Raw genomic sequence first — 22,539 nt, 5'->3', positions numbered from 1 at the left:
GAATAGACGCTAACTCTTTTATTCAGTGCTGCAATACTGGCCTATTTTCAAGTAAAGCGATCTATGGCAAAGCGACCAATAGCAAAAGAAAAACAAGCACCACAACAGTCCGCAGGGCAGATCCGGATTATTGGTGGCAAATGGCGAGGGCGTAAATTGCCGGTGCCAAATAGCCCTGGACTGCGCCCGACAACGGATCGGGTCAGGGAGACACTGTTTAACTGGCTGGCTCCCATGATTCAGGGCGTTCGCTGCCTGGATTGCTTTGCGGGTAGCGGAGCCTTAGGGCTGGAAGCACTATCCCGCCAAGCTGGCGAAGCCGTATTGCTGGAAGCCGATCGGCATGTCGCTAAACAACTGAGCAATAATTTGACTCTCTTGAGCGCCGATAATGGGCAAGTTGTGAATACCAACGCTTTACAGTGGTTAGCTCAACCGGGGCAACCCTTTGACCTGGTATTCCTTGATCCTCCGTTCCGTAAAGGTTTGTTAGCTGAAACCATCAAGTTACTAGAGCAATTTAACTGGCTGACTGCCGATGCCTGGATTTATGTCGAAGCCGAAGCCGAGAGTGCCACCACCGACCTCCCTGCCAGTTGGCAGTTGCATCGCGAGAAGGTTGCCGGGCAGGTAGCCTATCGCCTCTATATCCGCCGTAAAATGGCGCACCAAGATGGTGAATCAGTTGAAGAACAGGAGCAACACCATGTGGATTAATCTCGGCCGATTATTGATGTTAGGAGTGTGGTTCTTCTTGCTGCTGAATCTGTTCCAACCGTTCCCTACACCTTTAAGATATTTTATTAATGTTGCCATGATATTTATGGTTTTGATGCATGGTCTGCAACTGATCTTGCTCAAATCCACCCAACCGAAAGATCAACCGATCAGTGGCTTACAACAATTTAAGATTTTTGTCTTCGGGGTGTTTGAATTACTGGCCTGGCAAAAGAAACAGCCACCACTGCCTAAAAAATAGAGCTTCTGCCGCGAAGCTATTACCTAAGCTGCCATTTCTAAACGGTTATGACGGCAACGGCTTATTTGGCCGCCGAATTGGGGGTAAAACCAATATAGCGGGTGCCTTGTAAACGCAATGTTCCCTGTGCGCCTTGCTCTATGCGGTTATACTCCTGCTGTGGCAATATCATTTTGATTTTACTGTTATTTTTCACTTCCATTCCACTAAAAAGTGGTTGGAAATAGACTTCATAGCGCTTTTCTTCGGCGACAATCTCTTCGCGCTGACGCGAGCGGCGATTAGGGGTCAAGACCTCCCGCTTTTCAGCAACTTCAACTTGCAAGCTGCGCACAGGCGCGCGGTCATTTTCTGCATCCTGCCGTTTTTTCTGCCAGTACTGACGAGTCGCCAGTACGACGATCAATACCACCACGGCAATCAATAATAACGGCGGTTTACTCATAAGGTTTGACCTTAAAATCACACCCAATAGCGGTAGTTGGGTTTATGACCCGATTTAGCTTTATGACCCAGTTTTAAGGCTTATTGCCTGGTAAATAAGGGAAACTCATCACGTTATTGCCCAATTCAGAGATGCGGGCGCTACCCTTTTCTGTCACGGCATCAATGCGAATGACTGAATGCAGGGGAACATAGCTGCGGTTAACACCTGAAAACTCGGTCTTCAGCTTTTCCGTTGAGGGGTCGACCAGCAATGTTGATTGGCTATCAAAGACAAAATCAGCAATTTCAATAAATCCAAAGAGGTTACTAGGCCCTACCTCGCGGACATAGAGCTGATAATTCTTACCGTTATTTATAAACTGAATACGATAAAGTAACTGTTCATTGGTCATGACGTTATCTGCCTCTATCCCTTGATTTAGCGAAAGGAAATCGGCGTTAACATAACATGTGGGCCAAACAAGACCAAGAGCTGCGCCGGTTGATTCTGCCGCTAAATCAGATTATGCGCACTGCCGCGCATTTAGTGTTATAAAACATTCAAATCACTCTCGTGTCGCTATCACTCTGCTCCTCCATCCTTTACACTTATTCAGTGTATATACCCAAAGTTATTGGTGTTGCGCTTTTTTATTACAACCCAGGTATCTCGCTGAAACCTGCATAGAAAAAAGGATAAATAATGAGCTGGCCATTCCTTGCCGTATTCTTTTCTGGTTGGTTGTTTGTCGATGCTACTTATCGTGGCCCACGCTGGCAGCGTTGGGTATTCAAACCCGTTACTCTGTTGCTGTTACTCTTACTTGCCTGGCAAGCGCCAATTCTTGGCCCTATGGGGTATCTGATTGTATTAGGCTTGCTGGCAACCCTGGCTGCTGATGCCTTATTGTTGCTACCCAGTGAGCGCTTACTTTATGCGCTAGGGGCATTTTTCCTCTCTCATTTGCTGTACACCGTCAGCTTTGCCAGCCAGATGACTTTCACGTTGTTTTGGCCGCTGCCTTTAGTTTTGATCATTGTCGGCGTGTTGCTGTTAGCCACTATCTGGACCAAGTTGGAAGAGATGCGCTGGCCCATTGTGGCATTCGTGGGCATGACTTTATTGATGGTATGGATGGCTGGTGAGCAATACTTTGCCCGCAGCACAGACCTGAGCTTCTCATTGCTGGCAGGGACGGTTTTATTGCTGATTTCACACAGTATTTGGCTGCTGAACCGCTATCGTTTCTCTTTCCGGGCTTCAGATGCCATCGTCGCGGGATGCTATTTTGTCGGGCACTTCCTGATTGTCAGATCGCTCTATTTGTAATTGAGTAAATAAGTAACTGAGTAAATAAGTAGTGCAGCAACACATTATTTAGCTGATTGATGTGACTCATGGCTCCAGGGAGGGAGCTAAAACCTTAAGCGCAGGATGCGTTCCCCTTAGTCGTGTCCTTTCTGATATCAAAAAACCTTTTTAGCAATTATTCTCATTTGCCCTCTTGACTCTAGAGTTAACTCCAAGGTGTAGAGTGCCGTTATCTACCAAATCCTGTTTAGGGGTCACTACTATGCATTCACATTCTGAACATAAGCACTCAACTGAGACACAGGGCAGCTGTGGCTGTGGTCATTCTCATGCCAAAAAGCAGGCCGGTTGCAGCAGTCAACACACAACCAATACCAGCAATGACACGGTAAAATCAGTGAGTGAGCACTCACATAAGGATGGAGATTGCTGTAGTCAGAGCCATGCAGATGAAGGTGATGACGAAAGCGACATACTTGCGGCAGCGATGCCTGCGGGGAGCCAGCGCTTTAGCTGGCAAATCAAAGGGATGGACTGCCCAAGCTGCGCTCGAAAAATTGAGAATGCCGTCAGTAGTCAGGTTGAAATTGAAAATGTAAAAGTGCTGTTTGCCACGGAAAAACTGGTGGTGGATGCCAGCACGGATATTCGTCTGCAAGTCCAGCAGGCGGTCAGGCAGGCTGGGTTCATCCTGGTAGATACCCAATTATCTGCCGAAAATCAGGTCGAAGCGCCCGAATCACGCTTTCGTGAATACCTGCCAATAGCACTATTAACCCTATTGATGTTGATCAGTTGGGGAATCTCTCTATTCAGCACCGAACTGGCTGAGTTCGCCTTCGCCGCGACCACCATTGTTGGGCTGATTCCCGTGACAACCAAAGCCTGGAAGCTCATCCGCTCAGGTACACCTTTTGCCATTGAAACCTTGATGAGTGTCGCGGCAATCGGGGCGATGTTTATCGGCGCAACTGCTGAAGCGGCGATGGTATTGTTGCTGTTTATGATCGGCGAATTGCTGGAGTCCTATGCCGCAAATCGCGCCCGCCGTGGGGTGAAAGCGCTGATGGCGCTGGTGCCAGAAGAGGCGCTGTTATTGAAAAATGGTGAGCGTATCTCAGTTCCGGTCGCCAGTTTACGTCCCGGCGATATCATCGAAATTGCACCGGGAGGCCGCCTGCCCGCGGATGCCGAATTAATGACCCCGTTCGCCAGCTTTGATGAGAGCGCCCTCACCGGAGAGTCAATCCCTGTTGAGCGGCAGCAAGGCGAAAAAGTCGCGGCGGGATGCTTATCCGTCGATCGCGCCACCGAGATGCGGGTGATTTCAGAGCCGGGTAATAACGCCATTGACAGAATACTGCAACTTATTGAATTAGCAGAAGAACGTCGTGCCCCCATTGAGCGCTTTATTGACCGTTTCAGCCGTATTTATACCCCTGCGATTATGCTGCTCTCGGTGCTGGTGATGCTGGTGCCGCCGTTGGCTTTCGCCGAACCTTGGGAAAGTTGGATTTATCGCGGCCTGACATTGCTGCTAATTGGTTGTCCGTGCGCACTGGTGATCTCGACTCCAGCGGCCATTACCTCCGCACTGGCGGCGGCGACGCGACGCGGTGCACTAATCAAAGGCGGCGCGGCACTGGAACAACTTGGGCGCATTCAAACCGTGGCTTTCGACAAAACCGGCACACTGACCGAGGGTAAACCGAAAGTGACCGATATTCTGCCGGTCGGTGGCGTAAGTGAAACCCGCCTGCTGGCTTTGGCAGCCGCAGTCGAAGCCGGATCGCACCATCCGCTGGCTGTCGCGATTATGCAGCGAGCACAACAAAACACCCCACTGCTGCCGCTGGCTGAGGGGCGTCGCGCGCTGGCAGGTATCGGCGTTGAGGGCAGAGTGAATGGGCTGGCGGTGCTTGTCAGTGCGCCCGGTAAGTTGCCCGCAGGGTTATTGACCGATGAGTGGCAAACGCAGCTCGATCAGTTGGAAAGCAGCGGCAAAACTGCCGTCGCCGTACTGGAGGATGAGAAGTTTATTGGCTTACTGGCGCTGCGCGACACACTGCGCACCGATGCTAAGCAAGCCATTGATTCACTGAAAAAATTGGGCATTCAGGGTGTAATGTTAACCGGCGATAACCCACGGGCGGCAGCGGCCATTGCCAGTGAGTTGGGAATTGATTACCGTGCCGGATTGTTGCCCGCAGATAAAGTGCAGGCGGTGATGGCGCTAAATGAAGCTCAGCCGACAGTGATGGTCGGAGACGGCATTAATGATGCGCCAGCAATGAAAGCGGCCAGTATTGGTATCGCCATGGGCAGTGGCACTGATGTGGCACTGGAGACAGCCGATGCTGCACTGACCCATAACCGGCTTACCGGGCTGGCAGAGATCATTCTGTTATCGCGGGCAGCGAATGCCAATATTCGCCAGAACATTACGATTTCGCTCGGGCTGAAAGGGATTTTCCTGGTGACCACGTTGCTGGGCTTAACCGGCTTGTGGCTGGCGGTATTAGCGGATTCAGGCGCCACCGCATTGGTGACGGCTAACGCATTGCGGTTATTGCGAAAAAGAGATGTTTAAGCGCTAAGACGAAAGGGGCAATTACTCCACCTTTGCCCCTTTCTTCACCAGATACCGATAGGGGGTCTGTTGGGTATCTTGGGCCAGCAACTGGTGATCCATAAAGCGGCAAAAGCCGGGGATATCACGGGTGGTGGCCGGATCGTCAGCAATGATCAGCAGTGTTTGGCCATTTTCCATATGGCGAACCGTTTTACGTACCATCATCACCGGCTCTGGGCAGCGCAGGCCCAATGCATCAAGTGTTTTATCTGGATTAGCAAAAATATCGGTCATGACGGCTCTCTTGTGGGTCAGTATGCAGTTGCGCAACAGTATCGGAATTTATAAGCTGGCTGACGAAGCCGCATTCGTTTACGAAGTGGCGCTCGTTTATGAAGTGGCGCTCGTTTACGAAGTGGCATAGTTTACCCCGCCGATTTTTAGGTGCAAGTAGTGCTAACGTTTGCGTTAAAATTAACCATTGCATTCGTTGCGCAAACGGGTATCATGCCGCCGCGCCGTAAAATTACGGTACATTTTGTTTGGGTTCCCTCACCCCAGTAACCAAAAAGGTCACATTTATGTTTTCGTTTACTCCCCAACAGCGGATGACCGCGTTGGTATGGCTATCGCTATTCCATATCGTCATCATTACCTCCAGTAACTACCTGGTGCAATTGCCGATCGCTATCTTCGGTTTTCACACCACCTGGGGGGCCTTTACCTTTCCATTTATCTTCTTAGCCACCGACCTGACTGTGCGGATTTTTGGTGCCCCTTTGGCGCGCCGGATTATTCTGTCGGTGATGGTGCCTGCGCTGCTGATTTCATACCTGATTTCAGCCCTGTTTTATCAGGGAAGTTGGCAAGGGTTCCCAGCGCTAACCAGTTTTAATCTATTCGTGGCGCGTATCGCAGCCGCCAGTTTTATGGCCTATGTGCTTGGGCAGATTCTGGATGTTCAGGTGTTTAACCGCCTGCGTCAGCGCAGTGCCTGGTGGGTTGCCCCGACGGCAGCAATGTTCTTCGGTAATATCAGCGATACTATGGCGTTCTTCTTTATTGCGTTCTACCGCAGCACTGATCCGTTTATGGCTGCAAACTGGGTGGAGATAGCCCTGGTGGATTACAGCTTTAAGTTGCTGATCTGCATGTTGTTCTTCCTGCCAGCTTATGGCGTAATGCTTAATGTATTGCTGAAATATTTTGCCCGTAAGACCAACCAGCAACCATTGGCGACTGCCAGTTCTGCGACACATTAATGGCTATTCAGGCAGCCACACCCCTGTGGTTGCCCCTCGCTGACCAACAAGCGCTTATGGATTTCTCCTAAAACCGCCACCTCTTGGTTGCCCGCAGAACAATAGGTTGCTTTTAGCGACTGAATAAGGTGCGATAGAGTGATTGATCATTAATAACTGATTAGTTATCGGTGACGGTGAGTCATCGTATTTGACACGCGCTCAGCATTAATAAGGAACTCCCATGCATAAAATTACCAAGTTTCTCGCCGTCGGCCTGCTGGTTGTAGGACTCAGCGCCTGTGATAGCGGCAACGATAAAAATGTGGGTCAGGCGGTCAGCCTGCTGGAAGGTAAAGTCACGTTGAGTTTGCCCGCAGATTTATCGGACCAAAGTGGGAAAATGGGCAATCAAGCCAATAATATGTCTGTTTTCGCCAATAAAACCGGCGATAAAGCGGTGATCGTGATTTTAGGCGATAACACGAATGAAGCGCTGGAGGTGCTGACTGGCCGTTTAGCCGATCAACAGCGTGCACGCGATGCTAATTTACAAGTGGTGACGAATAAAGCGATCAAAATCGATGGGCAACCTTTCCAGCAGCTGGACAGCATTATTACCAGCGGCGGCCAGAAAGCTTACTCATCGGTGTTGATGGGGAGAGTCGATAACCATTTGATGACATTACAAATTACCCTGCCAGCTGAAAATCAGCAGCAAGCACAAGCTGAAGCTGAGTCCATCATCAGCACCTTGAAGTTGAAATAACCCTCCTCAACAGAGCGCAGTCAATCGCGCTCTGTCCCCATAGCCCTAGACTAAAGATCGTGCCAGTAACGTAATTGGATGCTCACACTTCTTGCTCGTCGACATCTCAATCTGCCATTTGCAGGTTTCGCAGTCGGTGATCACCAGATCGACGCCACTCTCCTCAATTTGCTGGAATAGCGATGCGCCTATCCCTTGCGCTGTGGCGTAATTCTCTGATTTAAAACCATAAGTTCCAGCGATACCGCAACATTGAGAATCCAGCACCACCAGCTCAATATTGGGAATGCGCTGCAATAAAGCCAAGGTATAGGCGGTCCAGCCCATTTTCTCCATGTGACATGGCGTGTGGTAGGCGATGCGCAGTGGCTTGTTTTTTGAGGAAAAAAGAGGTTTCAGCGGTAATTCTCGCCCCTGATCCAATAAGCGGTAGAGGTAGCGAGTGGCCAACTCCACCCTGTCGCGCACGGGCGCAGTATCGACATCCAGCAAATGCGGATACTCATCACGTAACGTAAACGTACAGCTGGAGGAGGTGGCGACCACCGGAATATCCCGCCCAATTACCGCGTCAGTCAGTGATTCCAGATTGACCCGCGCCTGTTTTTTCGCCTGCTCAATAAAACCATTGGCGATCAGCGGTACACCGCAGCACTTCTCCCGCTTAAGCAGTTGCACGCCAATGTTCATCGCGTTGAATACGCTAACTAAATCTTTCCCCAGCTGCGGGTGGTTGTAGTTAACAAAACAGCCGTGGAAAAACGCGACCTGCTCCGCATATTGCTGCTGTTTCTCCGCCTGTTTGTGATACCAACGGCGAAAGGTGCCAAACGAATATTTTGGTAATTCACGGCGGTGGTCGATCTTCAGCGCTTTATCCAGCAAGCTCCGCACCGGTTTCAGACCCGTGACCGCATTAATAATGGGCGCGAATGGCGTCGAGAGTGTCCCCATGATATCGGTATGACTGAGGATCGCGTCGCGCAGTTTCGGTTTATGGCTACTGTAATTGGCTTTCGCGCGCTGGATGATGTCACCGATTTTGACATCCGACGGGCAGGCAACCTCGCAGCGTTTACAGTTGGTGCAATATTTCAATGCATCGTCATACAGCGCCGGATCCTTCAGGCGCAGGCGCTCACCATCCGGGCCAGCCTGCTTCGGCCCCGGATAGAGCGGGTTAACCTTCGCCACTGGGCAATAGGTGGTGCAAACCGTGCATTTAATGCAACTTTCAAAACTGTTATCTCGTGCCAAATGCTTATCCTGCGGTAGATCCTGAGAAAAAGTGCCGCTCTCTTTGTTCTGTGGCAACCCGGTCATAATGTCACCTCCATGGCGCAGACAATCTGCTCAGCGACGAACAGGGCGCTAGTCAGTGATACGCCCGCGCCACAGCCCTGTTGTAGCGGATCGTATCCCCCCAGTACCGCACCAATCACGTGCAGATTATCCAGTGCAACACCGCCACGCAGCGCCCGTAGCCGGTTGTCGGTGTTGACACCAAATTGCAGGTAAGGCTGCGGGGCAAACATATTGCTGCGGCTCCAGTCAGCCCGATTCGGCAGCGATAAGATATCCAGATCCAGTATCGGCTCATAAACATGCTCGAAGGTGGCGGCCAGCCCATTGCTGAAGAAGCTGCCGCTGGCGAGCACCATTTGGGCCGCGCGCAACGGAATATCGCCATGGTTACGGCTATACAGCCCGGTAATCCGGTTACCCACCAGTTCGGCGCGCAGTACCGCGTCACCTGGCATGATAATGCCGCCCAATTGCTGAAAGCGCTGTCGCAGCGCCTGATGTAAGCGGATGCCGAGTAATGAAGGTGGCAGTGTCGGTAGCAGCTGAATCGGTTTGCCGACTGCCGTGCGCAGGGCCTCCAGCGGAGCGGACTCATCCAGCCCGATACAGGCTGGCAGTAAAATCATTTCCGCATCCGATGATAGGCGCGATAGCTCATCTGCCAGTGGTTGCCGATTCTCCGGCAGATCCAGCAAGCGGGCGATATTCACCGCACGGAATTCACTGGGGTTATCGCGCAAGCGGTCGAGTGCCGGTAAATGCAGATAATCCGCCGTGGCTTCAACGCCCTGCTCCTGTAAAGCGCTGGCGACCATCTGTGGCTGAAAATCGAGGAAGCCTTCAATGCCAATAACCGCGACATTTCGCCATGGCAGTGGCCCTTCTAGTGGCGCAACCGGAATATCCGCCGGGCTGAGCCAGGTGGGCCGGCAGCCACCTAATGGCGTCAAGCGCAGGTGATTTTTTGCCGCACAGCCCACCAGTGTCAGGCCGCAACGCTGTAATAGAGCTTCGGCTTGTGGCGCTAATTCACTCAATTCACCCACTGATCCGGCCTGGCGCATTTTGCTGTAGGGGTGCTCAGGGGCCAATTCAGCCAAAGCATCAATTGCCGCTAACGGCTGGCTGACCGCCCGCCCGTCAGGTAGTTTTGCCAATAGATCCAAAGAGCCGGAGGAGAAGTGCAGTGCATTTTGGCCGGCGCTGACAATCGCACAGTATTTGCCTTGCTCGGCCAGCCGTATCCCACAAGCCAGGCCAGCCAGCCCACCGCCGATGATAATGACATCAAATTTCATCGTGTTTCTCCTGAGCAGGGGCCACGGACGGGGTGTCATCCAACCCACACAATCCCTGATAGACCCAATGGGTAAACTCACTCTCCCGCAGCGCGTCGCCCCAAGCTATTGGGCGCACACCTTTCCAGCGCTCATTGAGAAATTGCACCAGTTGTTCGCGGGATTGTTGCGGCGTCGTCACTTTAAAGCGGCTGAGTAAACCGGCAGCCCGGCAGGCGCAGAGTTCGCCCTGACAGGTGCCCATGCCGACGCGGGTGCGGCGGCGTAAATCCAGCAGGTTGTTCACGGATAGTGACTCAACGGCATAGCGCACTTCACCGGCCGTGACCGCTTCACATTCGCAGACCAAGCTGTTATCGAGCCGATTCCCCGCCAACAGCTGTGTCGCGCGGTCGCCGTGGCGATAAACCGCAGAACCGCGAATGCTGGCAGGCAGCGAAATTACTTTGCTGAGGGTCTGTTCCGCCGACTGTTGTGAGCCGGGTAGCGGCTCCTTGGCGGTGGTGCAGCTCGCGGTCACCCCCAATTTTTCGCACACTTTATCAGTGGCCCACTCCGCCATCAGGCGGTAGGTCATCAGTTTACCGCCAGTGATGGTGATGAAACCTTCCAACCCATCACGGCTGGCATGATCTAGTAGCACGATGCCACGACTAACATTGCGCCCTGACGGGTCATCATCACTGGCCACCAGCGGTCTGACGCCGGCGTAAGCCCGTAGAATGCGGGTTTGCGCCAGTTGCGGCGAGAGTTTGGCCCCTTCGCGGATTAAGGTGTCCACCTCTTGTGCGGTGACCACCATATTGTCTATTTGGTCATATTCGATGTGGGTGGAGGTGGTGCCGATCAATGAGATGGTGTCGCCGGGAACCAAAATGTCCGCATCCGCCGGTTTACGGCAGCGGTTGATCACCATGTTATTGATCCGATGGCCGAGGATCAGTAGCGCACCTTTAGCAGGGAACATGCGAATACGAAGATCCGCGTATTCGGCAATGTGCTGCCCCCAGATCCCTGCGGCATTGACCACAATCTGCGCATGGATCTCATATTGGCGATGATTTTTATGATCGAAAACGCGCACGCCGCTCACACGGTCACCCTGGCGTAAAAGACCGATAACCTCATGATAAGTGAGCACATTCGCACCGTGCTCACGAGCATCCAGCATATTGGCGGCGGTTAAGCGAAAGGGATCAACAGTGCCATCTGGGACGCGAACGGCGGCAATCAATGCGGGGTTAGCGGCAGGTTCCAGTCGCAGGGCCTGTTTGGGATCAATGGCTTGCGCTTCGATCCCCGCCTCCTGACAGCGGGAAATAAATTGCTGCTGATACTCCAGAGAGTCTTCTGGCAGGGTAATAAACAGGCCATCTGTTTGCTCAATACAGTGGCGAGCAATACGTTTTAGGATCCGGTTTTCTTCAATACATTCACGGGCGGACTCGCCATCAGTCACCGCATAACGTGCGCCACTGTGTAGTAAGCCGTGGTTACGACCCGTCGCGCCAGTGGCAATGTCATGCCGCTCCAACAACGTACAAGCCAAACCCCGGCGGGCGCAGTCACGCGCGATCCCTGCGCCGGTGGCGCCGCCACCGATGATGATGACATCCGTTTCTGTGTAAGGAGAACTGTTCGTCATGAAAGACCCCGCATTATCAGACAGCCGCCTGGCGGCTAATTATGCGTCTATTGAGCCACACTCTTTATGGATATTGTTTGATAAGGAACAAAAACGAACTAAAAACGAAACTATTATGGTGCTTTAAAACCATGATTGTGATCAAAGTCACAGGGAATTTCTCATTACTGGTTTCAAAATGTTAACCAATCGCTCAAAATTGCCCCTGCTTTCATATAAGTGTAACAAATGCGCCATCACTCACAGATAAACAGAGTGAATTTATCTAGCATGGCGTTCGTTATAGAACATAAACGAGAGCATGTACGCCGTTTAACCACCGGGTTGAAATACCGGGGTAAAAAACAACAAAAAAGCCATCGGAGGCACTCATGTTGAGTATTTTCAAGCCCGCGCCACATGTGGCACGGCTTCCCACAGACCAGGTCGATCCAACTTACCGCCGCTTACGCTGGCAAATATTCATGGGCATTTTCTTCGGTTATGCCGCCTACTATCTCGTGCGTAAAAACTTTACTTTGGCCATGCCGTATTTGATCGAACAGGGGTTCTCGCGCGGGGATCTAGGTTTCGCACTATCCGGTATTTCTATCGCCTATGGTTTCTCAAAATTCATCATGGGGTCGGTCTCTGACCGCTCGAATCCGCGGGTATTCCTCTCCGCCGGTTTGATTCTCTCCGCCGCCGTGATGCTGTTTATGGGCTTCGTGCCTTGGGCAACCTCCAGCATTGCCGTGATGTTTGTGCTGCTGTTCTTGTGCGGCTGGTTCCAGGGTATGGGTTGGCCGCCATGTGGCCGAACCATGGTGCACTGGTGGTCGAAGAAAGAGCGCGGCAGTATTGTGTCGGTCTGGAACTGCGCCCATAACGTGGGTGGTGGTTTGCCGCCATTGCTGTTCCTGCTAGGGATGGCGTGGTTTAACGACTGGAAAGCGGCACTCTATATGCCGGCGTTCGGTGCCATTTTGGTGGCATTGATTGTCTTTGGTCTGATGCGCGATACCCCTCAATCCGTGGGCTTGCCACCGATTGAAGAGTACAAAAACGACTATCCGGACGATTACAGTAAAGAAGCGGAAGAGGAGCTGACAGCTAAGCAGATCTTCATGCAGTACATCTTGCCCAACAAACTGTTGTGGTACATCGCGATTGCTAACGTTTTTGTCTATTTGCTGCGTTACGGCATCCTCGACTGGTCACCCACCTACCTGAAAGAAGTGAAGCACTTCGCGCTGGATAAATCGTCATGGGCATATTTCCTGTATGAATACGCTGGTATTCCAGGGACGCTGCTGTGCGGTTGGATGTCCGACAAAGTGTTTAAAGGCAATCGTGGTGCAACTGGCGTGTTCTTTATGACACTGGTGACTATCGCGACCATCATTTACTGGCTGAACCCGGTCGGTAATCCGGGCATCGATATGGCCTGTATGATCACCATCGGCTTCCTGATCTATGGCCCGGTGATGCTGATTGGTTTACATGCCCTTGAATTAGCACCGAAAAAAGCGGCAGGGACGGCGGCGGGCTTCACTGGCCTGTTCGGTTATCTGGGCGGTTCGGTCGCAGCAAGTGCCATCGTCGGCTACACCGTTGACTTCTTCGGTTGGGATGGCGGCTTTATGGTCATGATCGGCGGCAGCATTCTGGCCGTGGTGTTACTGATCGTCGTAATGTTTAGCGAGAAAAAGCATCACGAAGAGCTGGCGAGAAAGCAGGACCTATAAGTTCTGATAGTTCAGTGAGTTAAGATGATGACAGGCTGTGCCGTTATTTATGGATTAGATAGCGTCACGGCCTTTTTTTACCCCCTAGAACCTATACCCAATAGATTTCAAGATGGAGCACTATCAATGCAAACCCACATCAAAACCGTGTTGGCGAGTATTATTCTGGCATCTTCAATAGCAGGTCAGGTGCAAGCGGCGGAACCATTAGCCAAAGATAAATCAGCAGACAAAGTCGTTATCGCGCATCGGGGTGCCAGTGGCTATTTACCTGAGCACTCCCTGCCCGCTAAAGCCATGGCTTATGCGCAAGGCGCTGATTATCTTGAGCAAGATTTAGTGATGACCAAAGATAATGAGTTGGTGGTGCTGCATGACCATTATCTGGATCGGGTGACAGATGTCGCTGATCGTTTCCCTGATCGCGCACGCAAAGATGGCCGCTATTACGCCATTGATTTTACACTGCCGGAAATCAAGTCACTGAAATTTACCGAAGGTTTTGATATTGATAAGAATGGTAAAAAGGTGCAGAGCTATCCGGGCCGTTTCCCGATGGGCAAATCTGACTTCCGCGTGCACACCTTCCAGGAAGAGATTGAATTTGTTCAGGGGCTGAATCATTCGACCGGTAAGAACATCGGTATTTATCCTGAAATCAAAGCACCGTGGTTCCATAAGCAGGAGGGCAAAGATATCTCCACCAAGGTGCTGGAAGTGTTGAAGCAGTATGGTTACACCAGCAAAGCCGATAATGTTTATCTGCAATGCTTTGATGCGAATGAGTTAAAGCGCATTAGAAATGAGCTGGAACCGAAGATGGGCATGAACCTGAAGCTGATTCAGTTGGTGGCCTATACCGATTGGAATGAGACCTACGAGCAGAAACCAGATGGCAAGTGGGTAAATTACAGCTACGACTGGATGTTCAAACCAGGCGCAATGAAGCAAGTGGCGCAGTATGCTGACGGTATCGGCCCTGACTACCATATGCTGGTTGTTGAAAGCTCCACGCCGAATAACATCAAGTTGACGGATATGGTCAAGGAAGCCCATGCCAATAACATGATGGTTCATCCGTTCACTATCCGGGCGGATAAACTGCCTAAATACGCCACTGACGTCAATCAGCTGTTCGACATTATCTACAACCAGGCGCAGGTTGATGGGGTGTTTACCGACTTCCCAGATAAGGGCGTGCAGTTCCTGCAAAAGCAGGGGCAGCATCAGTAAGTTAAAATAAGAAGTTAGGTTATTGAGTGACGGAGAGAACAAGCAGATTGTAAAGACGCCGTCAATCCATCCCTGGAGGCTCGAGCCGCGCCATCCTTGGCGCGGACGCTTTACTCTTCTGCCCGTTCTCACCGTTTCAGATCAAGTCATCGGGATTTTTCAGCCGTTACTTATCGGTGCCTAAAAACATCTTGCGCAGATAGTGTGGCACCGCATCATCCGCATTCGAACCAATCACTTCCAGATTCGGCAGCATATCTTTCAGGCGCTGGTGGGCATCCTGCATGATGCAACCTTTGCCCGACATAGAGAGCATCTCCAAATCATTCATGCCATCGCCAAACGCGATGCACTCTTTAAGTGAATAGCCGATGATTTTGGCGACTTGCTCGAGGGCGTGGCCTTTAGATACACCGCCGCCCATCACTTCCAAACAGGTCGGGAAGGAGAAACTGACATTCACGCGATCACCCCAACGCGCATTGATAGCCTCTTCCAAAATCAATAACTTGTCATGATCTTCGCAAGTAAAGTAAACCTTGCACACCCCTTCGGTCGGCAGCAATGCCGGTTCAAACACCTGATAATTGAACACAGATTCGCGGAAAAACTCTTTCTGCGCTGGGCTTTCGCGGTTCATGTACCACTCATCGTTCAGATAGACGTTAGTCAGAATATCGGGGTTGTGATGTTCAATGTTGTACAGATCACGGGCAATATCCGCATCGAGGTTATGGGTAAAAATCAGCTCCCCCTCAGTGTTATGCACGCGGGCGCCGTTGGAGGTGATCATAAAGGCGCTGATCTCCAGACTGTCACGGATTTGCGCCACATCGATATGATGACGGCCAGTGGCAAACACAAAGTGCACATCACGCTGGGTTAGCAACTTTAGTGTCTCTTTGGCATAAGGCGTCAGAAGGTGATCTGGTGATAGCAGCGTGCCATCTAAATCGGAAGCAACGACATGATACATAACGGTATGTTCTAACCTCTGGTGGCGTCGGGGCCTTCATGGCCGACTGATGGTTGATGCTGCGCAAAAAAACGCAATATGGCGCTTAGCGCCTCGGCACGCAGTGTGTCCCACTCGAACAGGATCTCATGGCGTGCGCCTTGAATGACCTTAGGCTGCCCCCCTTCGCAAGGGTGCCCCGCCAGCGTCATTGCCTGAGAAAATGTGTTATGGGCCGGGTTATGTACCACCCGATCCTCACTGGCCTGTAACAACAGTACCGGCGTGGTAATTTTATCTGCTTGCGCGATAATTTGCTCACCCACCAGCAGACTTTCGCGGATCCAATGGTAGGTTGGCCCGCCGACCCGAATTTCAGGGGTGTCGGCGTATTGACGTAAATAGCGGCGATAGCGCTCGCGGCTGTGGGTCAGCATATTGACCAAATAGGGCAGTGGCCGCCACTGTCCAGTGCCAATCGCGTAATAATCCCGCAGCTTCTGATGCCGCTCGGCCCAATCAACAATCCGGTGCGCCAGCCAACCTGGCATCGGCAAGTGGATACCAAACATTGGTGCGCATAAAGCCACAGCATCAAAGGTTGTCGGCTCTTGGGCCAGAAAACGCGTCAAAATCGCCCCCCCATGGAGTGGGCGAGTGCAAAACGCTGCTGATAATGGCTATTGGTTATTTCGCGCTGCACTAGCTGCGCAAAATCCGCAATATAATCATCGAATTTGATCACATGACCGCGGTGATGATCAGCAAGCAACCGCCCTGAACGGCCCTGTCCGCGATGATCCAGCACGATGACATCGTAGCCCTGCTGGAACAGATCATAAGCGACTTCAGGATATTTGATGTAGCTTTCAATGCGGCCAGGCACCACTACCACCACGCGAGTATGTTGCGGCGCGCAAAAGCGGACATAGCGGATGGGGATGTTATCGACGCCGATAAACTCATCTTCATCTCGCTGTTGCCAGAAATCCAATAACGGCCCGTTCACAAAAGCAGCAAACTGCGCTTCGCGGTTGAGCCAATTGTGCATCTGATTATCTAACGGCATAGTATTTATCTGATGGCATAGTATTTATCTGACGGCATAGTGTGATTGATTGCATCCTTAAGCCGAGCGAAGCTACGATTATGTGAGCCATAGCACAACGATTAGCAATGGAGTATTGTGGCATAAAATGAGACGTTCAGGGAACTTTGCCGATGACCTTAGACTGGTGGTTAACCTATCTGCTGACAACACTTATCCTCAGTCTCTCCCCAGGATCGGGGGCCATTAACACCATGAGCACCACCATCAGTCATGGCACTCGCGGGGTTATCGCCTCGATTTGCGGCTTACAACTAGGGCTGGCCGTTCATATTGTATTGGTTGGCGTAGGACTTGGCGCACTCATTTCACAGTCGCTGCTAGCATTCGAAATATTAAAATGGCTCGGGGCGGCTTACTTAATCTGGCTAGGCATCCAGCAGTGGCGGGCGGCCGGTGCACTGGATTTACATGCGCTGGCCAACAGCATGCCACGGCGAAAACTGTTTAAGCGCGCGGTATTTGTTAACCTCACCAACCCGAAAAGCATTGTTTTTCTGGCCGCGTTGTTCCCGCAATTTGTGCTGCCACATCAACCGCAAGTAGCGCAATACCTGATTCTCGGCAGCACCAGCGTGATTGTCGATATCATTGTGATGATAGGTTACGCCACCCTCGCCACACGCATTGCAGGCTGGATTCGATCACCCCATCAAATGAAATTGCTGAACCGAATATTTGGTGGCTTATTTATGCTAATTGGCGCACTATTGGCGACCGCCAGAAAAGTGTAGTGCGGATATCAAAAAATGAGGCTCCAACCGGGATAAACCGTCGGTTGGAGTCTCACTCCACTCGCCAATGGGGTTAGCGGGACAAAATCAGGTGGATGCCGAATCCGGCGAACAAGACGCCCGCCAAACCATCAATCCATTTGGATAACCGCTGATAACCACGGCGCATCACTGGCAGGGCAAAGACGCAGGCCACCACACTGAACCACACGAAAGTTTCAGCCACGATCAGCACAAATAAGCCCCAACGCACACTGGCGCTCACATCATCGCCAACAAACAGTGAGAACACACTGCCGAAATAGACAACGGCTTTCGGGTTCGAGATATTGGTCAGGAAGCCCCGCAGGAAAGTGCGGCCACGGGCAGGTAACGCAACTTGCACCTCACCTTCTATCCCATGACGTTTGGCGCGGGCAGATTTCAATAATTGCCAGCCCATCCAGCACAGATACAGGCCGCCACCGACCATGATAACTTGGTGTAGCCACGCCATTTTCTGCAAAATCAGGTTCAACCCCATCAGTGCCACTCCCGCCCAGACAACAATGCCGAGGGAGATCCCGATCACCCCTTTCATCGCTTCACCACGTGAACGGCTGGCGGCGGTTTGTGAGACAAAAAAGAAGTCAGGCCCCGGGCTCATCAGCGCCACCAGGTGAACCAGTGCAACCGTCAGAAATAGCATTAGCATGAGAGTGTTCTCTTTACAGGGGAAACGGTATGTTAATCATCGTTGTTATCCACATGGTCGCGGATCATCGCCATAAAGGGCGCACCAAAGCGCTCGAGTTTGCGTTGCCCCACACCAGTGACACTCAACAGTTCGCTGGCAGTAATTGGCATCTGCTCCGCCATCTCCAGCAAGGTAGTATCGTTAAACACCACATAAGGCGGAATATTGCCTTCGTCGGCGATAGATTTGCGCAGTTTGCGCAGTTTGGCGAACAACTTGCGATCGTAATTGCCGCCATAGGATTTTTGATTGGCGCTGCTGCGCACTTTCAAACTTTGAATGCGCGGCACCGCCAGCTGTAACGGCAATTCAGCACGCAATACCGGGCGCGCGGCCTCGGTCAGTTGTAAGGCCGAGAACTGGGCAATATTCTGGCTCAATAGCCCCAAATGAACCAATTGGCGCAATACACTGACCCAGTGTTCGTGGCTCTGCTCGCGACCCAGACCATACACCGAGAGTTTATCATGACCAAACTCGCGGATGCGCTGGTTATTGGCCCCACGCAGCACTTCGACGATATAGCCCAGACCAAAGCGCTGCCCAACACGATAAACACAGGAGAGGGCTTTTTGTGCATCAGCCAAGCCATCGTAACGTTTTGGCGGATCGAGACAGATATCGCAGTTGCCGCACGACTGCTGCTTGCCCTCACCAAAATAGTTGAGCAACACTAAACGACGGCAGGTTTGCGCTTCAGCAAACGCCCCCATGGCATTTAATTTATGCCGCTCGATATCTTGCTGCGCACCCGCTGGTTTCTCCTCCAGACAGCGGCGCAACCACGCCATGTCAGCCGGGTCATACAGCAGCACCGCTTCGGCGGGCAAACCATCACGCCCGGCACGCCCCGTCTCCTGATAGTAAGATTCGATGGTGCGCGGAATGTCAAAATGGACCACAAAGCGGACGTTGGGCTTATTAATCCCCATGCCGAAGGCCACGGTGGCAACCACCACCTGCAAGTCATCGCGCTGGAAAGCTTCCTGCACATGCGCCCGCCGTTCGTTATCCAGCCCCGCGTGGTAGGCGGCGACACTCAAACCACGGCTTTGCAGGCGTGCTGTGGTGTCCTCCACTTTGGCGCGGCTGTTGCAGTAAATAATGCCACTTTTGCCGCGCTGGTCTTGGACAAAACGCCACAATTGATCAAGCGGTTTGAACTTCTCCACCAAGGTGTAGCGGATATTCGGGCGGTCAAAGCTGCTGACCTGAATCAGTGGCTGATGCAGATTGAGTAAACGCACGATATCGCCCCGCGTGGCTTCATCAGCCGTGGCGGTCAGGGCAATTACCGGTAAATGAGGAAATCGTTGCTTGAGTTGCCCAAGGGCGCGGTATTCCGGGCGGAAGTCGTGGCCCCATTGGGAGATGCAGTGTGCTTCATCCACGGCTAACAGCGCAGGACGCCATTGATGCAGTTGGTCGAGGAAGCTCTCCATCACCAGCCGCTCTGGCGCGATATACAGCAGCTTAATCTGCCCACTGCGGCAGCCATCCATCACCGCCAATTGCTGTTCCCGCGTCTGTGACGAGTTTAAGCACCCCGCCCCTACGCCATAGGCCAGCAGTTGATCGACCTGGTCTTTCATCAGGGAAATTAAGGGGGATACCACCAGCGTCAATCCGTCGGTCACCAGTGCCGGAATCTGATAACACAAGGATTTACCACCGCCCGTTGGCATCACGACCAGACAGTCTTGCCCCTCTAGGGTGGCGTTGATAATTTCCTGTTGCCCGGGCCGGAACTGCTGATAGCCGAAAGTATCTCGCAATACTTGCACTGCCAGTAGTTCCCTATTCATCACTGCTGCGGTCGACACACTGTTCCCCAACTATGAGATCTGCACAGGCCGATTAACCGGCCTGTGGCTGAAACTGTTCTAACGCCGGATGACGTTAAAGGACATCGTTCAACATGATACCCACACCCACCCGTGTTTGCCTAAAGTTATAGTCGATCATTGACTCACCATAACCGCTGAACACTTGCGTATAGAAGCGAACATGGCTGGTGATAGGGTAGCTCCAGCCCATCTCTGCGCCACCGAAACCGGTATTCCAGTTATAGTGACCATCAATACTGAACACGCTGTCACCCAGGGCATAACCCACTTTCAGGCGATAATAACCCATGTATTTATTGATATCTGGGTTGTCATCTTTGGCATCATTTTCCGGCAGACGATACCAAGGTTTCAGGTCAATTTCCAAATTACCACGCTGTGCCATCACACGGGTGTAAACCCGATCCCAGCTACGTGAGGTGGGATCGGCTTTCCCGTTGGATTGGTGGTTATAACCAAACTCCACTTCACGGAAGGTCCAGCCCGCCAGTTCGTAATCTGTCGCCCAGGCCAGGAACAACTGCGGTTCATAGTTCGTTTCACGGAATGGCGAGGACTCATCACTATTCGACGCCTGCCACCAAGAACGCTGCGTATAGGATGCACCCAGTAATGAGTTATCGCCGAGAATACCGCGCCAGATAGGGAAACCTAAACTCAGCTGAAACTTAACTTCATCTCTCTTGGCATTTTCAGCCCAATTATAAGAGCTGATCGCATCCTTATTGATATCGCTGGTATAGGTATATAGCAGATAGTTCGTTTCATACGGATACAGCAGAAACGGGTTATCGTGATCCTGCAACATTGCCGCGATAATACTACCGCGCACCGCAGGCGCATCATGAATACTCTCAACCTTTGCTGGCTCCGCCTGTACCAAGGTTGGCACCAGTAATAACCCTATCAATACCCGCCAAAATCTACCCATTATCATCCCCCATCATCTTACGAATTATTTCTATTTATAATGAAAACAGCTCATTCTACACACAAATGTTACTCGGCATTATCATTGTTTCAGATTATGATTTAACGACTGGAAAACAACAAAATAGAAGCATAAAATAAACAATTCATTAACTCACAGTCTTATTACCCGTTGGTAATATCGAGAGAATAGAACGCAATGTCAGTAACACCACTAACGTTAGAAGATGCTCGCCGCATGATCGGCGAAGTTTTCGTGTATCACATGCCCTTTAATCGTGAGCTAGGGCTGAAATTAACCCGCTTCGAGCAAGATTACGCAGAAATCACATTCGATAACAGTGACAAACTGGTCGGCAATGTCGCGCAACGAATTCTGCACGGTGGGGTTATCGCCGCGGTACTGGATGTGGCAGCAGGATTAGTCTGTGTTGGTAACAGCCTGGTTCGTCATGAACCGCTGATCCAAGAACAACTGCAAATGAAACTCGCCAAAATGGGCACTATCGACCTGCGTGTCGACTATTTACGCCCCGGCCGTGGTGAGCATTTTATCGCCAGCAGCAGTATCTTGCGCAGTGGCAATAAGGTGTCTGTCGCCCGCGTCGAGCTGCATAATGACCAACAAATGCATATCGCCAGTGCAACCGCGACCTATCTGGTTGGCTGATTTGATCTTCAGCGGTGATGATTCGTAGCCTGAAGTTAAGTACACTCACCGCATCTCCTCTTTTGTTCTGAGTCACACCATGGATAAACAACGAACCCGTCAGGGCATTTTTTTTGCTCTGGCCGCCTATTTTATTTGGGGTATCGCCCCTGCTTATTTCAAGCTCATCCAACAGGTGCCGGCTGATGAAATTCTGACCCATCGGATTATCTGGTCATTTTTCTTTATGTTGATTCTGCTCACCGTCAGCCGCAATTGGCCACAAGTTCGCAGCGCCTGCCGAAATGGTAAGCGCCTGTTATTGCTGGCCGTGACCGCAGTATTGATCGCCAGTAACTGGCTCATCTTTATCTGGGCGGTAAACAATAACCATATGCTGGAAGCCAGTTTGGGTTACTTTATCAATCCGCTGGTGAATGTGTTGTTTGGCATGATCTTTCTTGGCGAGCGCTTTCGTCGTATGCAGTGGGTGGCGGTATCATTGGCTTTTGCCGGCGTGTTGATTCAGTTGTGGCAGTTTGGTTCGCTGCCCATCATTGGGCTGAGTCTGGCGATTACCTTCGCTTTATATGGCCTGATACGCAAAAAGCTGGGGGTTGATGCCCAAACCGGTATGCTGGTTGAAACCCTGTGGCTATTGCCGATTGCGGCGGTCTATCTGTTCTTGATTGCCGATAGCCCCACCAGCCACATGAGCGCTAATGCCTGGTCGCTTAACCTGCTATTGGCTGCCGCCGGGGTGATTACCACTATCCCACTGCTGTTCTTCACGGCCGCCGCCTCGCGTTTAAAGCTGTCGACACTGGGCTTTTTCCAGTATCTCGGGCCGACCCTGATGTTTATTCTGGCGGTCACCTTCTATGGTGAGACGATTGGCCGCGATAAAATGGTGACCTTCATCTTTATCTGGGCCGCCCTGCTGCTGTTCACGCTGGATGCGCTCTATACCCAACATAAGAGACGTAACCTAAAAGAGGCCTGATATTGCTGCCACAAAGCAAAACGCCCGCTGAGTGAGTCCGTGGGCGTTTTTTTATCGTGGCAGCAGTAGC

23 protein-coding genes and 1 pseudogene are annotated in these 22,539 nt (G+C 51.6%); 13 read left to right on the top strand and 11 right to left on the bottom strand.

Annotated features, from left to right (window positions below; translation table 11 throughout):
* The first annotated feature begins 63 nt into the window (after positions 1–63).
* Both rsmD and HRK25_RS07475 read left to right on the top strand, forming a co-directional pair.
* On the top strand, positions 64–717 hold the full coding sequence (gene rsmD, locus HRK25_RS07480) for a 16S rRNA (guanine(966)-N(2))-methyltransferase (protein ID WP_005274827.1): 654 nt from the start codon (positions 64–66) through the stop codon (positions 715–717).
* Entirely contained in the window at positions 707–979 is a 273-nt protein-coding gene (locus tag HRK25_RS07475) for a DUF1145 family protein (protein ID WP_032898011.1), read from the top strand. Before rsmD ends, HRK25_RS07475 begins: the two co-directional genes overlap by 11 nt.
* A 61-nt stretch (positions 980–1,040) precedes the next feature.
* Here the strand turns inward: HRK25_RS07475 and HRK25_RS07470 are convergent, their stop codons facing one another.
* Both HRK25_RS07470 and HRK25_RS07465 read right to left on the bottom strand, forming a co-directional pair.
* Positions 1,041–1,424 (bottom strand): DUF2500 domain-containing protein, encoded by a 384-nt coding sequence (locus tag HRK25_RS07470; protein WP_005274834.1) that lies wholly within the window; start codon positions 1,422–1,424, stop codon positions 1,041–1,043.
* Between the two features lie 73 nt (positions 1,425–1,497).
* Positions 1,498–1,818 carry a DUF1820 family protein gene (locus HRK25_RS07465; protein ID WP_005274836.1) on the bottom strand — a complete coding sequence of 107 codons (321 nt, stop codon included), beginning with the start codon at positions 1,816–1,818 and terminating at the stop codon, positions 1,498–1,500.
* Between the two features lie 290 nt (positions 1,819–2,108).
* Here HRK25_RS07465 and HRK25_RS07460 point away from each other — a divergent pair, with 290 nt between their 5' ends.
* Together HRK25_RS07460 and HRK25_RS07455 are read left to right on the top strand one after the other, a co-directional pair.
* Positions 2,109–2,735, top strand: coding sequence for a lysoplasmalogenase (locus tag HRK25_RS07460; protein WP_005274839.1), 627 nt, complete (start codon positions 2,109–2,111; stop codon positions 2,733–2,735).
* Positions 2,736–2,979: 244 nt separating this feature from the next.
* Positions 2,980–5,307 (top strand): zinc/cadmium/mercury/lead-transporting ATPase, encoded by a 2,328-nt coding sequence (locus HRK25_RS07455; RefSeq protein ID WP_005274842.1) that lies wholly within the window; start codon positions 2,980–2,982, stop codon positions 5,305–5,307.
* Positions 5,308–5,328: 21 nt separating this feature from the next.
* Here HRK25_RS07455 and tusA read toward each other — a convergent pair whose 3' ends face one another.
* On the bottom strand, positions 5,329–5,583 hold the full coding sequence (gene tusA, locus HRK25_RS07450; protein ID WP_005274845.1) for a sulfurtransferase TusA: 255 nt from the start codon (positions 5,581–5,583) through the stop codon (positions 5,329–5,331).
* Here tusA and HRK25_RS20295 point away from each other — a divergent pair.
* From HRK25_RS20295 to HRK25_RS07440, 3 genes are all read left to right on the top strand, one after another.
* Positions 5,582–5,713, top strand: a complete 132-nt coding sequence (locus HRK25_RS20295; RefSeq protein ID WP_257210069.1) for a hypothetical protein — start codon at positions 5,582–5,584, stop codon at positions 5,711–5,713. The genes tusA and HRK25_RS20295 overlap by 2 nt on opposite strands.
* 157 nt (positions 5,714–5,870) lie before the next feature.
* On the top strand, positions 5,871–6,551 hold the full coding sequence (locus HRK25_RS07445; RefSeq protein ID WP_032898013.1) for a 7-cyano-7-deazaguanine/7-aminomethyl-7-deazaguanine transporter: 681 nt from the start codon (positions 5,871–5,873) through the stop codon (positions 6,549–6,551).
* Positions 6,552–6,774: 223 nt separating this feature from the next.
* Positions 6,775–7,299, top strand: a complete 525-nt coding sequence (locus HRK25_RS07440; RefSeq protein ID WP_005274852.1) for a DcrB family lipoprotein — start codon at positions 6,775–6,777, stop codon at positions 7,297–7,299.
* 45 nt (positions 7,300–7,344) lie between these two features.
* Here the strand turns inward: HRK25_RS07440 and glpC are convergent, their stop codons facing one another.
* Genes glpC through glpA form a run of 3 tightly spaced genes read right to left on the bottom strand, consistent with a single transcriptional unit; the run spans position 7,345 to position 11,547 of the window.
* Positions 7,345–8,622 (bottom strand): anaerobic glycerol-3-phosphate dehydrogenase subunit GlpC, encoded by a 1,278-nt coding sequence (gene glpC / locus HRK25_RS07435; RefSeq protein WP_032898014.1) that lies wholly within the window; start codon positions 8,620–8,622, stop codon positions 7,345–7,347.
* Entirely contained in the window at positions 8,619–9,902 is a 1,284-nt protein-coding gene (gene glpB / locus HRK25_RS07430) for a glycerol-3-phosphate dehydrogenase subunit GlpB (RefSeq protein WP_032898016.1), read from the bottom strand. Before glpB ends, glpC begins: the two co-directional genes overlap by 4 nt.
* Positions 9,892–11,547, bottom strand: coding sequence for an anaerobic glycerol-3-phosphate dehydrogenase subunit A (glpA, locus tag HRK25_RS07425; RefSeq protein WP_005274863.1), 1,656 nt, complete (start codon positions 11,545–11,547; stop codon positions 9,892–9,894). Before glpA ends, glpB begins: the two co-directional genes overlap by 11 nt.
* On the opposite strand from glpA, the gene HRK25_RS20290 reads away from it, so the two are divergent.
* The 3 genes from HRK25_RS20290 to glpQ all read left to right on the top strand — a co-directional run bounded on the left by HRK25_RS20290 (position 11,546) and on the right by glpQ (position 14,507).
* Positions 11,546–11,674 carry a hypothetical protein gene (locus tag HRK25_RS20290; protein WP_005274859.1) on the top strand — a complete coding sequence of 43 codons (129 nt, stop codon included), beginning with the start codon at positions 11,546–11,548 and terminating at the stop codon, positions 11,672–11,674. The two genes, glpA and HRK25_RS20290, sit on opposite strands and share 2 nt — an antisense overlap.
* Before the next feature lie 244 nt (positions 11,675–11,918).
* Complete coding sequence (gene glpT / locus HRK25_RS07420; RefSeq protein WP_005274866.1) at positions 11,919–13,274, top strand: glycerol-3-phosphate transporter; 1,356 nt, start codon at positions 11,919–11,921, stop codon at positions 13,272–13,274.
* 126 nt (positions 13,275–13,400) lie between these two features.
* Complete coding sequence (glpQ, locus tag HRK25_RS07415; RefSeq protein ID WP_005274869.1) at positions 13,401–14,507, top strand: glycerophosphodiester phosphodiesterase; 1,107 nt, start codon at positions 13,401–13,403, stop codon at positions 14,505–14,507.
* A gap of 166 nt (positions 14,508–14,673) precedes the next feature.
* On the opposite strand, the gene yigL is transcribed toward glpQ, so the two are convergent.
* Positions 14,674–15,483 carry a sugar/pyridoxal phosphate phosphatase YigL gene (yigL, locus tag HRK25_RS07410; protein WP_005279377.1) on the bottom strand — a complete coding sequence of 270 codons (810 nt, stop codon included), beginning with the start codon at positions 15,481–15,483 and terminating at the stop codon, positions 14,674–14,676.
* Positions 15,484–15,494: 11 nt separating this feature from the next.
* Positions 15,495–16,531, bottom strand: a pseudogene (pldB, locus tag HRK25_RS07405) (lysophospholipase L2).
* 152 nt (positions 16,532–16,683) lie between these two features.
* Here pldB and rhtB point away from each other — a divergent pair.
* Entirely contained in the window at positions 16,684–17,304 is a 621-nt protein-coding gene (rhtB, locus tag HRK25_RS07400; protein ID WP_004876640.1) for a homoserine/homoserine lactone efflux protein, read from the top strand.
* A gap of 73 nt (positions 17,305–17,377) precedes the next feature.
* Here rhtB and rhtC read toward each other — a convergent pair whose 3' ends face one another.
* The 3 genes from rhtC to pldA form a co-directional block, all read right to left on the bottom strand.
* The gene (gene rhtC, locus HRK25_RS07395; protein WP_005279373.1) at positions 17,378–17,998 is read right to left on the bottom strand and encodes a threonine export protein RhtC; all 621 of its coding nucleotides are present in this window, start codon (positions 17,996–17,998) and stop codon (positions 17,378–17,380) included.
* Positions 17,999–18,030: 32 nt separating this feature from the next.
* Complete coding sequence (gene recQ / locus HRK25_RS07390; RefSeq protein WP_005279371.1) at positions 18,031–19,863, bottom strand: ATP-dependent DNA helicase RecQ; 1,833 nt, start codon at positions 19,861–19,863, stop codon at positions 18,031–18,033.
* 76 nt (positions 19,864–19,939) lie between these two features.
* Complete coding sequence (pldA, locus tag HRK25_RS07385) at positions 19,940–20,818, bottom strand: phospholipase A (RefSeq protein ID WP_005279368.1); 879 nt, start codon at positions 20,816–20,818, stop codon at positions 19,940–19,942.
* Between the two features lie 198 nt (positions 20,819–21,016).
* On the opposite strand from pldA, the gene HRK25_RS07380 reads away from it, so the two are divergent.
* Positions 21,017–21,487: a thioesterase family protein gene (locus HRK25_RS07380; protein WP_005279366.1), complete on the top strand. Its 471-nt coding sequence runs from the start codon at positions 21,017–21,019 to the stop codon at positions 21,485–21,487.
* A gap of 79 nt (positions 21,488–21,566) precedes the next feature.
* The gene (gene rarD, locus HRK25_RS07375) at positions 21,567–22,469 is read left to right on the top strand and encodes an EamA family transporter RarD (protein WP_005279364.1); all 903 of its coding nucleotides are present in this window, start codon (positions 21,567–21,569) and stop codon (positions 22,467–22,469) included.
* Positions 22,470–22,539: the final 70 nt, after the last annotated feature.

The sequence above is a fragment of the Yersinia bercovieri ATCC 43970 genome (assembly GCF_013282745.1).
Classification (GTDB): Bacteria; Pseudomonadota; Gammaproteobacteria; order Enterobacterales; family Enterobacteriaceae; genus Yersinia; species Yersinia bercovieri.
The sequence above is the reverse complement of the archived record's forward strand: the minus strand, read 5'-3'. Positions and strand labels throughout refer to the sequence as shown.

Coding starts and splice junctions, on each gene's coding strand:
- HRK25_RS07455 (WP_005274842.1), top strand. CDS start 2,980: ATGCATTCACATTCTGAACATAAGCACTCAACTGAGACACAGGGCAGC.
- HRK25_RS20290 (WP_005274859.1), top strand. CDS start 11,546: ATGAAAGACCCCGCATTATCAGACAGCCGCCTGGCGGCTAATTATGCG.
- rhtB (WP_004876640.1), top strand. CDS start 16,684: ATGACCTTAGACTGGTGGTTAACCTATCTGCTGACAACACTTATCCTC.
- HRK25_RS07465 (WP_005274836.1), bottom strand. CDS start 1,818: ATGACCAATGAACAGTTACTTTATCGTATTCAGTTTATAAATAACGGT.
- glpC (WP_032898014.1), bottom strand. CDS start 8,622: ATGACCGGGTTGCCACAGAACAAAGAGAGCGGCACTTTTTCTCAGGAT.
- glpB (WP_032898016.1), bottom strand. CDS start 9,902: ATGAAATTTGATGTCATTATCATCGGCGGTGGGCTGGCTGGCCTGGCT.
- tusA (WP_005274845.1), bottom strand. CDS start 5,583: ATGACCGATATTTTTGCTAATCCAGATAAAACACTTGATGCATTGGGC.
- HRK25_RS07475 (WP_032898011.1), top strand. CDS start 707: ATGTGGATTAATCTCGGCCGATTATTGATGTTAGGAGTGTGGTTCTTC.
- rhtC (WP_005279373.1), bottom strand. CDS start 17,998: ATGCTAATGCTATTTCTGACGGTTGCACTGGTTCACCTGGTGGCGCTG.
- HRK25_RS07380 (WP_005279366.1), top strand. CDS start 21,017: ATGTCAGTAACACCACTAACGTTAGAAGATGCTCGCCGCATGATCGGC.
- rsmD (WP_005274827.1), top strand. CDS start 64: ATGGCAAAGCGACCAATAGCAAAAGAAAAACAAGCACCACAACAGTCC.
- HRK25_RS07440 (WP_005274852.1), top strand. CDS start 6,775: ATGCATAAAATTACCAAGTTTCTCGCCGTCGGCCTGCTGGTTGTAGGA.
- glpT (WP_005274866.1), top strand. CDS start 11,919: ATGTTGAGTATTTTCAAGCCCGCGCCACATGTGGCACGGCTTCCCACA.
- HRK25_RS07445 (WP_032898013.1), top strand. CDS start 5,871: ATGTTTTCGTTTACTCCCCAACAGCGGATGACCGCGTTGGTATGGCTA.
- HRK25_RS20295 (WP_257210069.1), top strand. CDS start 5,582: ATGACGGCTCTCTTGTGGGTCAGTATGCAGTTGCGCAACAGTATCGGA.
- pldA (WP_005279368.1), bottom strand. CDS start 20,818: ATGGGTAGATTTTGGCGGGTATTGATAGGGTTATTACTGGTGCCAACC.
- yigL (WP_005279377.1), bottom strand. CDS start 15,483: ATGTATCATGTCGTTGCTTCCGATTTAGATGGCACGCTGCTATCACCA.
- glpQ (WP_005274869.1), top strand. CDS start 13,401: ATGCAAACCCACATCAAAACCGTGTTGGCGAGTATTATTCTGGCATCT.
- HRK25_RS07460 (WP_005274839.1), top strand. CDS start 2,109: ATGAGCTGGCCATTCCTTGCCGTATTCTTTTCTGGTTGGTTGTTTGTC.
- glpA (WP_005274863.1), bottom strand. CDS start 11,547: ATGACGAACAGTTCTCCTTACACAGAAACGGATGTCATCATCATCGGT.
- HRK25_RS07470 (WP_005274834.1), bottom strand. CDS start 1,424: ATGAGTAAACCGCCGTTATTATTGATTGCCGTGGTGGTATTGATCGTC.
- rarD (WP_005279364.1), top strand. CDS start 21,567: ATGGATAAACAACGAACCCGTCAGGGCATTTTTTTTGCTCTGGCCGCC.